This is a genomic window from Mesorhizobium sp. M0174, from assembly GCF_040322275.1.
GTDB lineage: Bacteria > Pseudomonadota > Alphaproteobacteria > Rhizobiales > Rhizobiaceae > Mesorhizobium.
In genome coordinates this window covers 24,707-37,803 of the sequence record NZ_JAMYTB010000011.1, presented here as the reverse complement: position 1 = coordinate 37,803, position 13,097 = coordinate 24,707, and the positions used below count along the sequence as shown (strand labels likewise).

Here is a 13,097-nt window from a genome sequence, read left to right as displayed (position 1 = left end):
AAGCGCAGGGTTCAATGCTTCGACTATCAGTCACAAAGCGGTAGGGACAGCGATCTCGCGATCCGATCCCGATAGCCCCTTGTTGTACCTCAGACCCGACTCGATGTTTTGGATTTCGTCAGCGGCTAGCCCAGCCCGCAAGAAGACGGATTCACAAAGGACCCGGCAGTCATCGCGCAGCGTGATCAGGCACTTTCCAGAATGGCTGCCGCCAGAGCCCAAACGTTAAAGATTGGTGACGCAGAGCGCGACACTCGTCGTATTGCGGATATGTGTGCAGGCCGCCGCAGTCGTCGGTCTTAGGAAAGGATTCGCGTCAGTCGTCGCAATTCCGCTGCCACGTTCGGGCCGAATTGCAAGTCATGACGCCGACTTTCAACGAGATCGGTGATCAACGAACGCATATTTTGCCATTTGCGGCGGCGCAAGCTACCTGCCGCCCGCAGGCCGCGGCCGTCGACTAACTCGATCAGTTTGTCCTGCGCTTCCAGCGACGAGCTCAGCCCATGGGCAGTATACAGGAACTGGAGGCCTGTTAGCTTCCCGACATCATCAATTTCCCTGTCCGGCTCAATTTCAGGAAGGAGTTCAGGGATGCCCTGAAGAAGCGCCGGATCCAAGATTTCGAATTCGCTCCAGAGGGCTGTTCCGATCGTGTCTGTCACCTCCGCAACCCAGGGACTGGCCTCCCCGTTGAATGACAGGATTAGTTCGCGCTTGGCGCGCGTCATTGCAACGTAAAGCTTGCAGGATGCGCGATATGCCTCTTCTTCCGGAGCATCGTGCGGCGGTAGAACGCCATTTCTGCAATTGAGAATGATCAGCGTGTCGAATTCGTACCCTTTCGTCTGTTCTAGGTCGCAAAAAACGAGGCGATCAGAACTGGGATCATACGCACCGTCGAGCGCGGTGACACCGCACTTCTCCGCGAAGCCCTTTACGTCCCGGCCCGAAAAGCCAGCAAAGGCGACGCAAACGGTTTTAGCATCGTTCTGCAGGGCAGTGGCCGCATAGGCTCGCGCGTAGGCAATTTCTTCTTCCAGCGTACCCGCGGCAAGTGCCATCGGAACGGAACCGCTAAAATTTGCGAACTGGGGGTCGAGAATTTCTAGATCGTCGCTGTCGAACATTTCGTCATTTAGATTATTGCTCAGGACTTCATAGGCGGCCTTCAGGATCTCCCGGCTGTTCCTATAGTTTTTCTGAATGCGCTCGCGCGTCACGCTTGAGACGCCTGCTTCGGGCAGGGAGCGATGTTTCGGAAGGATTGTCTGGGCAATGTCGCCGCAGAGAAAAATGTCGTTGGATCCGGGTTCGACGAGCCTGCGAATAACCCGTATCTCGGTGGTCCCAAAATCCTGCGCCTCGTCGACAAGGATATTTGTATACAGCGGTTGGATATCCTTGAGATGCCTCGCTAGAGCTGAGGTGAGTCCTAAATAGTCGACGACGCCCACATCGCGCATCTTCTGCTCCCAGCCGTCCAAACCCCTCAATATGTCCGACCGGCGATCCGCTGCGATTGGGAACTTGCGTCCCTTGCGTTCCAGACTGAGGTATGACGAGCGGGAATCCGGCGTGACGGCACTGCGTATCCAGTCAAATTCCTCACGAAGATAGGCTTCACCACTGACGCCTCGGGCAGTCATCGATTTTTGCAAGGGGAGCAGCACCTTTGCAGAATCGTTATTCAGCCACTGGCGGTAATATTCCCGAAAGACCAGGTCGACGTGCTCGCCGGACTTCCAAGTCACATCTACATAATGACGATCATTGTGCGGCTCGAACTGATTCAGGAGACGCTGGGCGAGCTCAAAAAACGACGTGACCTCGATGCGTCCTCGGACGGTGTCGTTGGTGCAAGCAGCGTCAACGAGCTGACCAAGAAGACCGGCGAGGCTGCGGTTCAGCGTGAGAAGCAACACTCTCGAATCCGGTGCTTCCGCCAAGCGGAGCGCACGGCGAACGGCGACGCAAGTCTTGCCTGATCCTGAAACCCCGGAGAGTTGGTAATCGGCCTTCACTACCTTTTCCTGCTCGGGGTGAAGGTACAGGAACCATTCGTACCAGCTTGACCGCTTCTCGAATGATGCGAGCCATGCCTCGTATTCCGGCGACCCAATGCGGGGCGACGGATGTCCTCACCGTCGGCCACCTCGAGCATCTCGGCTTCATCGACGTCCTCAAGGAGCCCGATACGGCCCATGCTCAGGTCGACATGAGCCTGTGCGCCTTCATAATTACCCGAGAGGAGTAGATTGAAAACAGCGTGGACGAGTTCGGCCTTCTGCGCATGGGGAATCTCGGCGACCAAGGATTCGAGATCGGTGGTGGTCGAACGGGCGTCCAGCGCCTCCAGCTTCCTCGCGACACTGCGCGGAAGGCCGTCCAGTACGTGGTCCATCGCCTCTGTGTCGAGACGCTCGACCACCGGCATGTCGTGGTGGTCCGCCCGGAAGTCGTTTGCGTGAACGACCTGCTGGCCCGAACCAGGCACAAGAACAGTCCTCAGGTCCCTGACGGCGGGCTTCATGCCTTTCTGCCTGTCCAGCCATTTGTCGGCGTCCTCATGATCGCCGACAACTAGGAAAAGACATGTCTTGTCGGTCTGCTGGGTAATCAGACGCCAACCATCACCGAGATCATACTTCACAGCGTTTTTGATGCGGTTTTCGCCATGCTTGGTGACCGGAATCCCGACGAAGGGATTTGGGTCACGCAGGCTGCCAAGGATGGCCTTGACCTTGATCGCCTTTTTGTGCAGTTGGCCGCCTCCCAGGAAGGCCCTGCTGAGCGACTTGTCAAATTCCTTTGTGGTGAAGTAAGCGATTTGCGCGACGGCGTTGCCGGCGGCATCGATGCCCGATGCAATATTCACGAAGTCCCCCCATCCTTCTCGTGCCGACCCGCGTTGGGCACGAGACCCATCCCGAAACATACAAACTTTCAGCAGTATTGAAACGCCGTCATTCTCATATCAGAACCGCACTATATCTCTCACGCACCAGGTTGCCTCGGTGCGCGCTTCGTGGCGGCTGTCACTTGGCAAGTTAATTATGAGAATGCTGCGCCAACGATTTCAGATGGTTAGCCGAGCACTTAGTTTGAGAAATGTACACTTAAATTGAGAATCCGCCGTAATTTTCTGCAGTTAAATTTAGAATGGCGGCCGCAGGGCTCAATTGAGATTTGTCTGCTTCTCAGACAGAAAGCGGCGGAGATCACATCCGCTCACATTTTCAATGTCATAGACTACGCGGTGTCAGACCCATCCTGTGTCTCGCTTTTGCACCATATTTGAGAACCGAGGCGCTGAGATTCTCCTGTTTAAGTGCCGCAGTTCGAACAAATTGCCGCATTCTCGCGTTTAGCCGCATTCTCGCGTTTAAATGCCACGCGACACAAGGTCAACGCCGAGTGCGTTGCTCGCATGGACGATGTGCTCGACCTCTACGCCGAAGCCCCAACCCGAGGCTGACGATGGCGCTTTGATCAGGCTGGCCTGCGGCTTCCGGCCATACAGCGGTCGAGCGGGCCGACGTAGACATCTCTCGGAAGACGTCTGTTGACGGCAGGTCCGGCGTGGCGTAGGTCTGCCACCTCCTCAGCAGACATCTTAACAGTGATGTCAGAAGGCGACACGCACATGCCTTTTGACTGGCCCAAGCGCATCCGCACCCGCGCGTCCCGGCTTCCGCACGGCGAGGCCTTGCTCATCCTCGCCGAAGAATCAGAGACGCTGCCGGAAATGCGGCGGCTCATCGTCAACGGCGAGAAGCCCGTGACAGCGTTTTCCGGCGAAATGATCGAACGGTTCGGCGAGGCCGAAGCCCAGCACCATCCCCTCCGCCAGCTCGCCGGAGAGGTCGCCGCCTACCTCGTCGAGTCGCAGCTTGGGGCGGTTCGCGCGTCCGGCAGCCGTAACATCGTCGACGATCCGGTATTCAGCTCAGGAACACCCTTCCGAATTCCCGGCGCCATCCATCCGGCTGCGGCTGCCGCAGGGCCTCTGGCAACAGAGCTGCTCGTTAGGCACCTGTCGAACCTCGCCCTCGCATCGCTGGCAAACATCATCGCTGCTGAAGAGGAACGTCGGCTGGCGGCCTGATCACTGCGCCCCCTGAAGCTTCCTCATGGGTTCCAGCTTCCGGCGGCAACCCTGCCCAGCCTCGGGCAGGCTTATCATGTGGAGCGCGACCTCGCGTTGGCTCCTCCAGACTTCACGGGGCGACAGATTCCGGGAGACACTTCGGGAGGCTGACCGGGACCTCGACTTTCGCTCGACCACCTTTGGGGGCGATACGGAGGCCGCACCGTCTGGCAGCTTCCCGTTAGCTGGGCCGAGCGGTCCTAGCCGCTGCGCGAAAATAGCTGCGCAACCCGACCGGGAATAGGTGTTAGCTAATGAGTTGTTGAAGGTGACAGAGAAGGGTTGAAATAATACCAAGAAATTCAGGAAAGATGTGGCCGACCACATCAAATGCTTCAGACCCTTGGCGTAAGCACCTGACGCCAGGCGATCTCGCACTGATGACGTTCGATAAACGAGAGCTGTTGCCTTAGTCTCAACTCGAGAATCGGCAGTAGGACAAGAAATGAGTCAGCAGGGTATGGCGGCATCAATTGCACAGGGGAGCTTTGTGGAGCTCCGCGGTCGGCCATGGCTGGTTGAAGAGTTACACGGCGAACCCAACGACCTCCCAACCCTAAGTCTCTCGTGCATCTCCGATGACGCCCAGGGCGAGAAGCTCAAAGTGATCTGGGACGCCGAGATAGGCGCGGTGCTGCTTGACGAAGATGGCTGGAGGAAAGTCGGGATAGGCCTTCCGGACAAGGCGGAGATTTTAGCAGCCCACCTTCGCGCAATAATTTGGCGCTCTGCGACGGTCGCTGATCGAGATCTCTTGCAGGCCCCCTTTCGTGCGGGTATCCGGCTTGACGCCTATCAGCTTCTTCCCTTGCGCAAAGCGCTCCGGCTGCCCCGAGTCAATCTCCTGATCGCGGACGATGTGGGCTTGGGAAAAACCGTTGAAGCCGGCCTTGTCGCAAGGGAACTCCTACTGCGCCGCCGGATCGATTTCATTGTCATTGCCGCTCCGCCGGCGATGACAATTCAGTGGAAAGACGAGCTCGAAGCCAAGTTCGGCCTTTCGTTCGAGATCATCGATCGGGAGCGCATCGGGGAAATGCGCCGCCTGCGCGGCTATTCCGTTAATCCTTGGTCAACCGGCTCGCGTTTCATTGTCTCTCATCGATTGCTCACCGATGAGGTGTACGCAGCCGGCCTGCGCGACGTCCTCGGTGAATTTCGGCCAAGATCGCTTTTCATTCTGGATGAAGCGCATCACGCGGCTCCGGCAGCGGGGGTGAGATACGCAATCTCAAGTCAGCTCACGAAGGCGGTTCGTGAACTTGGGGAACGGTTCGAGCACCGGCTGTTCCTGACCGCTACGCCGCACAACGGACATTCCAACAGCTTCTCGGCCTTGCTCGAGATGCTGGACCCGCAGCGGTTCACCCGTGGTGTCGAGGTTCGGCCCAGGGACCTCGAGCCGGTCATGGTTCGGCGCCTGAAGTCAGACCTACGGCGCCTGGGCGAGGCATTCCCCGAGCGGATTATCGAAGCCGTTCGCATCGATGGCTTGCCCGAAGACACACCGGAACTCGCATTGGCCCGCCAACTTGCCGCGTACGGCGAGCTGCGCATGAAACGTATCTCCAGCTTGCCTAATCAGAAGGCGGCCCTCGCAAAGCTCGCCTTTGTCGGACTTCAGCAGCGTCTTCTGTCGTCTGTTGCTGCTTTTGCGCGGACCTTGAAGGTCCATAGAGCGACCTTGCAACGCATGGTGGATGGTGAAGAAGCAGGTTCGGTCGCCGCCGCGGCGTTGGCGTTTGTGGCTCGCCCCACAAACGAGGACAGCAATGAGCTCGGGCTGGACGATGATCGCGCGGAGAAATCCATAGACGCCGATGAGAATGCCACCGCTGAGGCAGCTTCAGCTTTGGGCGCTGCCGGCGCTGCGCCAGGTGACTTGCGCGCCGAACTTGCCGCCGTCGATGGCATGTTGGCGATAGCTGAACCAAACGCCGGCCGGACAGATGCCCGCGTGCAATGGCTTGTCACTTGGATCAAAGCCAATCTCTTGACGGGCCAGAACTGGAATCGCCGTCGTTTCATCATCTTCACGGAGTATGAAGACACGCGGCGCTGGTTGGAACGACGGCTTCGCGAGGCCTTGGAAGGCACCGACCGAGCGGACGACCGCATCGGCGTGTTTACCGGAGCGACAGGATCGGACCGCCGGGAAGAGGTGAAGCGCGCCTTCAACGCTGACCCCGATGGAGAACCTTTGCGCATTCTCATTTGCACCGACGCGGCGCGAGAAGGCATCAACCTTCAGGCCTACTGCTCGGACCTCATCCACTTTGATTTGCCTTGGAACCCCTCGCGCCTCGAACAGCGCAACGGCCGCATCGATCGCAAGCTCCAACCCGCCAAGCAGGTATTCTGCCGGTATTTTCGCTACGAGCAGCGCGAGGCCGATATCGTCCTCGAGGCGCTGATTCGGAAAACGGAAACCATCCGCGAACAACTCGGCTCCGTCGGTCAGGTAATCGAGGACCGCATCGCAAAGAGGCTTGCCGAAAACGGCATCGCGCGTGGCCAGGCCGCCGCTATCGCGCTTGCGATCCAGGAAGAAAGCGACGCCGAGCGTTTGAAGCGCGCCCGGGCGGAAATGGATGATGACGAACGCATTAGGCACGAGCGACTTTTGAAAGAGCAGACCGATCTTCAAGGCGCGCTGGAACGCTCGCGCGAACGGGTCGGTGTCGATCCCGAGGATCTGCAGCGCGTCGCGGCGGCGGCACTTTCGCGCGCCGGATATGTCCTCGATCACGCGCGCGGTCCGTCGGCGGGCAATGTCGAAACTTTCAAGCTCGATCCAGCCGATCCTGCTTTCACCAAGGATGCTGGCTGGGACGATGCCTTCGACGATCTGCGCGTTAGGCCGCGCAAGCGCGGCGAGCGCCTCGGAGACTGGCGGCGCGACGCGCCCATCCGATCAATTGCTTTCCGGCCGCCAATTCTCGGCGATGGCCGCGACGCGCCAGACGTTGTGCAGGTCCATCTCGAGCACCGGCTTGTACGGCGGCTGCTGTCGCGATTCATCAGCCAGGGCTTTCAATCGAAACTGTCTCGCCTGTCCGTCATCTATGGTCCCGGCGCGCAGCCGCGCGTGGTCCTTATGGGTCGCCTAGCGGTGTTTGGCGCGGGGGCGGCGCGTTTGCATGAAGAAGTCATCCCAGTCACCGCGATCTGGTCTGAATCCGAGCGCGATCGCAAATCGCTCCGCCCATTGGGCGAAAGTGGTGAGGAGAAGACGCTGATCCAGCTTGAGGAGGCATTGCGCGACGCCCGCGAGGCGCCCGCAACGGCGGTCGCTCGCATACAAGCCCTTGTCGAAAAGGATATCGCCGACCTTGTTCCGACATTGGAGACGATCGCGGCCGAGCGGCTGACCACTGTTACCGCGCAGCTGAAAAAGCGCGGTGAAGAGGAAGCACGGTCATTGTCAGACCTGCTTGATCAGCAGCGTTCGCGCATCGCCAAGGCTGCGAAGGAGTTCGACCCCAATCAGTTCACCCTCGATCTCGTGCCCGAGGAACGGCGCGAGCGCGAGGCGGACCGCAAGCATTGGGAGGGACGTCTGACCCGGCTTGAGCGCGAATTGCGTGATGAGCCACAGCGCCTGCGCAGTTCCTATGAAGTGCGCGCGCATCGCCTCGAACCTGTCGGACTGGTCTATCTCTGGCCGGTTTCGGGGTGAGCGCGATGGCGATCGACATGAACCGCGACCCGGACTTCGAATGGCTCGATCATGTGCCGCCCGTGGGCGTTGTCGTGGCACCGACGCTGCTGAAGGAATTGGGCCTCGTGCCGCCCCCGCAAACGCGCATCGATTCAGGAGAAGTCGACGAGATCATCGGCGAAGACCTTGCCGCGCCTGCCTTGTCCGATGCCTGGGCCTTCGTTGAAAAGGTGCTGGGCTGGGAAGCGCGCAACATAGCGGGTGCGCCCGGCGGCCCGGCCATTCCCGATGAACTTCTGGTGGCGTTGCCGGAGCACGGCACCACGCTTGCGCCGACTTGGGCGGTTGCGGAATTAGGCGACGGCGACCGCCGCTGGCAGCTGCTCGTGCGCGTCGAGGCGCGCGGCGTCGATCCCGACGCCCGCAAGGCGCTCGATGGCTGGGAGGCGACCCCGCACCAACGGTTCGAGCGCTTGCTCCGCGACACCGGCGTCTTTGCCGGGCTGCTGATTTCCGAGCGCGAGGAGCGCAAGGACGGTGAGGTTCGTACCTATCCTGAGTTCCGCCTGATCTATGCGCCGCGCGGCGAAACCTCCGGCCATCAGAGTTTCCCGATCCGGCCGATGGCACTGGTCTCAGGCCGTCCAATGCTCGGCGGATTGAAGTTGCTGCTCGATCGCTTCCGGCTGTTTTCGGATTCCGACGACCGGCGCTTGCCGGCACTCTTGAAGCGCAGCCGCGATGCGCAAGCCTTTGTGTCGACCGCACTCGCCGAGCAGGTGCTCGGCGCGCTCCATGAACTCCTGCGTGGCCTTGATGCTGCCGAACCCGCGTTTGTGCGCGAATTGAGCACCAACCGACCGGATCATCTCTATGAGGGACTGCTCACGGTTCTCATGCGGCTGGTCTTCGTGCTTTATGCCGAGGATCGAGACCTGCTGCCGTCGCGGTCAGACGCCAGGGCTCGGGAGATCTACGAGACGAGCTATTCCGTTCGCGGCCTTTACGCGAAGCTTACCGAGGATGCGACACTCAATCCCGACACAATGGACGAGCGCCGCGGCGGCTGGGGCGGCTTGCTGGCGCTGTTTCGCATGATCCACAAGGGTCACCGCACTGGCTTCGTGCAGGCGCGCGGCGGCAAGCTGTTCGATCCCAACGAATTCCCCTTCCTCGAGGGCCGCACGGCAGAAGATGATCCGTCCCGCATCCTCAACGTTTCCGATGGTTGCCTACTACGCATCCTCGAGGGGCTGATGACCTTGAAGCTCCGCGGCCAAAATCGCGAGCGCCTGTCTTACCGCGCGCTCGATGTCGAGCAGATCGGCTCGGTATATGAGACCGTAATGGGCTTCACGGTCGAGGCTGCGACAACGCGCGTGCTCGCCATCAAGGCGGGCAAGAACAACCGGACGCCGGTCTTCGTCGCGCTCGATAGCTTGCTCGCCAAGAAGAGCAAGGACCGGATCAAGACGCTTAAGGAAGATGCCGGCCGCGCGCTGACAGCGGCTCAGGCCAAGCCGGTCGAGGACGCGAAAGGCGTCGAAGACCTCGTAGCGGCGCTCGATGGCATGGTCGATGAGCGCGGCTCGCCCAAGAAGCGCATTGCCGCCTCCGGTACGCCGATCCTGCAGCCGACCGGCGAGCGGCGGCGCACCGGCAGCCATTACACGCCGCGTTCTCTCACCGCGCCAATCGTCAAGCATGCGCTGGAGCCGGCCTTCGCGCGGCTCGGCCTGGATGCGACGCCGGAGCAAGTGTTGGAGCTGAAGGTGTGCGACCCAGCCATGGGCTCGGGTGCGTTTCTGGTCGAGGCATGCCGCGCAATCGGCGAGCGCTTGGTCACGGCCTGGGCGCGCTGGCCAGACAAGCGGCCGAAGATCCCGGCGGACGAGGATGAGGAATTGCATGCTCGCCGCCTCGTGGCGCAACGCTGCCTCTATGGTGTCGACAAGAATCCGCGCGCGGTCGATCTGGCGCGGCTGTCACTGTGGCTGGCGACGCTGGCGCGGGACCATGAATTCACCTTCCTCGATCACGCGCTGAAATGCGGCGACAGTCTTGTCGGTTTGACGAGCGCGCAGATTCGCGCCGCAAATTGGGATGAGGAAGAAGAAGGCCTGCCGCTGTTCAGATCGCTGGTCAACGAGACGGTGGATGAGGCGATGCGGCTGCGAGCGGGCATCCGCGAAGCACCGGACGATGTGCGGCGTGCCGAGCAAGAGTCGCGCTATCATACAGTCGAAAGGCGAATGGACCCGGTGCGTACCATGGGCGACGCGGTGGTCAGCGCGTTCTTTTCCGCCGACAAGCCCAAGGCGCGGGAAAAGCGGCGCGCCGAAGTCGCGCGGTATATCACCGGTCACGTGCAGCCGCGCTGGGATGAGATCGACACCGCTGCCGACTCGCTCAGACAGAGCAAACACGGCATCATGCCCTTCCATTGGCAGATAGAGTTCCCAGAGGTCTTTTCGCGCGACAATGGCGGGTTTGATGCGATTGTCGGCAACCCGCCATTTGCGGGCAAGAACACCATCATCGGCGGTAGCGCCAAAAACTATCTGCCGTGGCTCCAGACCCTGCATGAAGGCGCGCATGGCAACGCCGATCTCGTTGCTCATTTCTTCCGCAGGGCGTTTGGCTTGCTGCGGCAAAGAGGCGTTTTCGGTCTCATCGCCACTAATACCATTGGCCAAGGTGATACACGCGCTTCAGGTCTGACGAAAATCATCGCCGATGGTGGCGCGATTCTGCGCGCCACACGTCGGCTGAAATGGCCGGGTGAAGCGGCTGTGGTTGTCTCTGTCGTCCACATCGTAAAGGGAGAAGCGGCATCGCCTGTTCTCGACACACGGCCTGTGCACCGCATCTCGGCCTATCTGGTCGAGGGCGATCTGGATGAGTCTCCGTCACGCTTAGCCGTGAATGATGACAAGGGATTCGTCGGATCTGCCGTCTACGGTTTGGGTTTCACATTTGATGATCTTGGAGCGATGAAAGGTTTGGCCTCCTCGTTAGCGGACATGAGGAGACTTTTGGAGAGTTCTGCCAGAAACTCAGAGAGGATCTTCCCGTATGTCGGCGGAGAAGAGGTAAACAATGACCCACGCCACAATCACACTCGATTTGTCATCAACTTCGGGAACATTGGCGAGCATGATGCTCGGGTTGGTTGGCCTGATCTGATGGCTATTGTCGAGACTCAAGTTAAACCAAACCGAGAAACAGACAATCGTGAGACGCGACGCTCAAAGTGGTGGCAGTATGGAGAACAGCAGCCAAGACTATACAGGATGATTGAGAGTTTAGCCCGTGTGACGGTAATCACACGGGTATCGCCACACCTTTGCGTGGCAATGATTCCCACAGGAATTGTTTACACTGATCAACTATATGTGATGGGTTATTCAGGCTTTGCGCCTTTCGGCACTCTCCAATCTCGCCCTCACGAACTCTGGGCACGGTTTTTTTCATCCACGCTTGAGGACAGGCTGCGCTATGCGCCTTCGGATTGCTTCCGGACTTTCCCATTTCCGGTAAACTTCGAGACCAGCCCCACTCTCGAAGCCGCGGGAGAGGTCTATTATGCCTTTCGCTCGCAATTGATGATCGGCCGCAACGAAGGCCTGACCAAAACCTACAACCGCTTCCATGCGCGCGGCGAAAACGCCGCCGACATCGCCCGGCTCCGCGCGCTCCATGCCGAGATGGATGACGCCGTCCTGCGCGCCTATGGCTGGGACGATTTGGCCGACCGCGCCGTGCCCGAATTTGTCGAGCAGGACGCGGACGAAGGAAAGGCGCCCAAGACCCGCCTCGACTGGCCGGCCGACTTTAAGGACGAAGTCCTCGCCCGGCTCCTCGCCCTCAACGCCACCCGCGCCGCAGAAGAACGCGCCGCCGGGCTGATAGCGACGGATGAGGACGAGGACCTTGAGGATGAGGGGGAAGCGGCTTGAGTCTGACCGGTGACAAGCGCGAACACATTGCGAGGATCGATGCTCACGACACAGGAACTGTCAGAGATGCGACCGCGGGACCGGATCGACATCCAGAGCTTCACCTGGGTCGTGGGGGACTATCAGGAGGGGCGCGAAGGAACCTACGTTTAACCGAGACGCAAGAAATTCTTGCAATTGTAAATATGCAAGATTATATCGGCCTCCGGGGGTTGCCATGTCTACCAATTTCATTGGACCGCGGATCAAAGCGCTGCGCGAGGAGCGAAACCTCAGCCAGGAAGATCTCGCGCGGCTGTTCGGCTTCAAGGACCGCCAGACCGTTTCGGCCATCGAAACCGGCGAGCGCCGTGTCACCGCCGAGGAATTGGTCATCGCTGTCGAGAGGCTGGGCGCGTCGTTGGACTATTTCACCGATCCTTTCCTACTGGTCGGCGAAGGACGCTTCTCTTGGCGACAAACTAATGTCGGGCCGCAGCGGCTCAACGCCTATGAGCGTAGCGCCGGACGCTGGATAGCTGCCTTCCGCGTCATCGCTCCGCAGGTCGGTCACGCCGCGCCCCTGCTGCGAAGGGCGTTGGGTATGCACAAATATTCGCGCTTTGAGGACGCCATGGAGGCTGGCGAGCGCTTCGTCGCCGAATTCGAACTCGGCGATGTGCCCGCTACGCGGCTCGCCGAGGTGATGGAACGCAAACTCGGCATCCTCGTGCTGATGGTCGATGCTTTCGACGGCATTTCCGGCGCGGCCTGCCGCCTGCCGGAACTCGATGTGGTGCTAATCAACCGCCACGAAGTCGTGGGACGCCGCAACTTTGACCTCGCCCATGAGCTGTTCCACATCCTGACCTGGGACGCGATGCCGCCCGAGCATTCCGAGGAGGCGCGCGAGACCGGCGGCAACCGCGTCGAGCAGCTCGCCAATAATTTCGCCTCGGCCCTTCTGATGCCCGTCTCCGTGCTCGACCGCTTCGGCGACTGGTCGGCAATCCCCGAGGGCGAGCTTCCGACCCGGTTGAATGCTGCAGCGGAGGCGCTCGCTGTCACCGCCTCTGCGCTGAAATGGCGACTGGTAGCGCTCGAAAGGCTTAAACCCGCAGCGGCGCGCGCCGTACCAGACGCCGCCCTGCGCAACAATGGCCGCGACGCCGCGCCTGCGGTTTCGCCGCCCTTATTTTCGAGACCGTTCCTGGAGGTGATCGCTCTCGCCATCGACCAAGGCCGGGTGTCCGCGCGGCGGGCGGCAGCGCTGGTCGATCTTTCAGTGGACGATCTCGGCGATCTCTTCGCAACACACGGGGTTTCATCCCCGCTCGACCTGTGAGGG

At 60.3% G+C, this 13,097-nt stretch carries 7 protein-coding genes; 4 read left to right on the top strand and 3 right to left on the bottom strand.

Annotation, left to right across the window (positions count from 1 at the left end; translation table 11 throughout):
* Positions 1 to 299 precede the first annotated feature (299 nt).
* Together NKJ13_RS21205 and NKJ13_RS21200 are read right to left on the bottom strand one after the other, a co-directional pair.
* The gene (locus NKJ13_RS21205) at positions 300 to 2,024 is read right to left on the bottom strand and encodes a 3'-5' exonuclease (protein WP_352778135.1); all 1,725 of its coding nucleotides are present in this window, start codon (positions 2,022 to 2,024) and stop codon (positions 300 to 302) included.
* Positions 2,024 to 2,938, bottom strand: coding sequence for a hypothetical protein (locus NKJ13_RS21200; RefSeq protein WP_352778133.1), 915 nt, complete (start codon positions 2,936 to 2,938; stop codon positions 2,024 to 2,026). Before NKJ13_RS21200 ends, NKJ13_RS21205 begins: the two co-directional genes overlap by 1 nt.
* Positions 2,939 to 3,646: 708 nt before the next feature.
* Here NKJ13_RS21200 and NKJ13_RS21195 point away from each other — a divergent pair.
* Together NKJ13_RS21195 and drmD are read left to right on the top strand one after the other, a co-directional pair.
* Positions 3,647 to 4,108: a hypothetical protein gene (locus NKJ13_RS21195; protein ID WP_352778131.1), complete on the top strand. Its 462-nt coding sequence runs from the start codon at positions 3,647 to 3,649 to the stop codon at positions 4,106 to 4,108.
* A gap of 487 nt (positions 4,109 to 4,595) precedes the next feature.
* Complete coding sequence (gene drmD / locus NKJ13_RS21190; protein WP_352778129.1) at positions 4,596 to 7,829, top strand: DISARM system SNF2-like helicase DrmD; 3,234 nt, start codon at positions 4,596 to 4,598, stop codon at positions 7,827 to 7,829.
* A gap of 335 nt (positions 7,830 to 8,164) precedes the next feature.
* Here drmD and NKJ13_RS21185 read toward each other — a convergent pair whose 3' ends face one another.
* The gene (locus NKJ13_RS21185) at positions 8,165 to 8,413 is read right to left on the bottom strand and encodes a hypothetical protein (protein WP_352778127.1); all 249 of its coding nucleotides are present in this window, start codon (positions 8,411 to 8,413) and stop codon (positions 8,165 to 8,167) included.
* A 45-nt stretch (positions 8,414 to 8,458) separates the two neighbouring features.
* Between NKJ13_RS21185 and NKJ13_RS21180 the strand changes: the two genes are divergently transcribed.
* A complete protein-coding gene (locus tag NKJ13_RS21180) occupies positions 8,459 to 11,770 on the top strand; it encodes an Eco57I restriction-modification methylase domain-containing protein (protein ID WP_352778125.1) in 3,312 nt (1,103 codons plus the stop codon).
* Positions 11,771 to 11,987: 217 nt separating this feature from the next.
* Positions 11,988 to 13,094 (top strand): helix-turn-helix domain-containing protein, encoded by a 1,107-nt coding sequence (locus NKJ13_RS21175; protein WP_352778123.1) that lies wholly within the window; start codon positions 11,988 to 11,990, stop codon positions 13,092 to 13,094.
* Positions 13,095 to 13,097: the final 3 nt, after the last annotated feature.

Coding starts and splice junctions, on each gene's coding strand:
- NKJ13_RS21200 (WP_352778133.1), bottom strand. CDS start 2,938: ATGTTTCGGGATGGGTCTCGTGCCCAACGCGGGTCGGCACGAGAAGGA.
- NKJ13_RS21195 (WP_352778131.1), top strand. CDS start 3,647: ATGCCTTTTGACTGGCCCAAGCGCATCCGCACCCGCGCGTCCCGGCTT.
- drmD (WP_352778129.1), top strand. CDS start 4,596: ATGAGTCAGCAGGGTATGGCGGCATCAATTGCACAGGGGAGCTTTGTG.
- NKJ13_RS21185 (WP_352778127.1), bottom strand. CDS start 8,413: ATGGCCGGAGGTTTCGCCGCGCGGCGCATAGATCAGGCGGAACTCAGG.
- NKJ13_RS21180 (WP_352778125.1), top strand. CDS start 8,459: ATGCTCGGCGGATTGAAGTTGCTGCTCGATCGCTTCCGGCTGTTTTCG.
- NKJ13_RS21175 (WP_352778123.1), top strand. CDS start 11,988: ATGTCTACCAATTTCATTGGACCGCGGATCAAAGCGCTGCGCGAGGAG.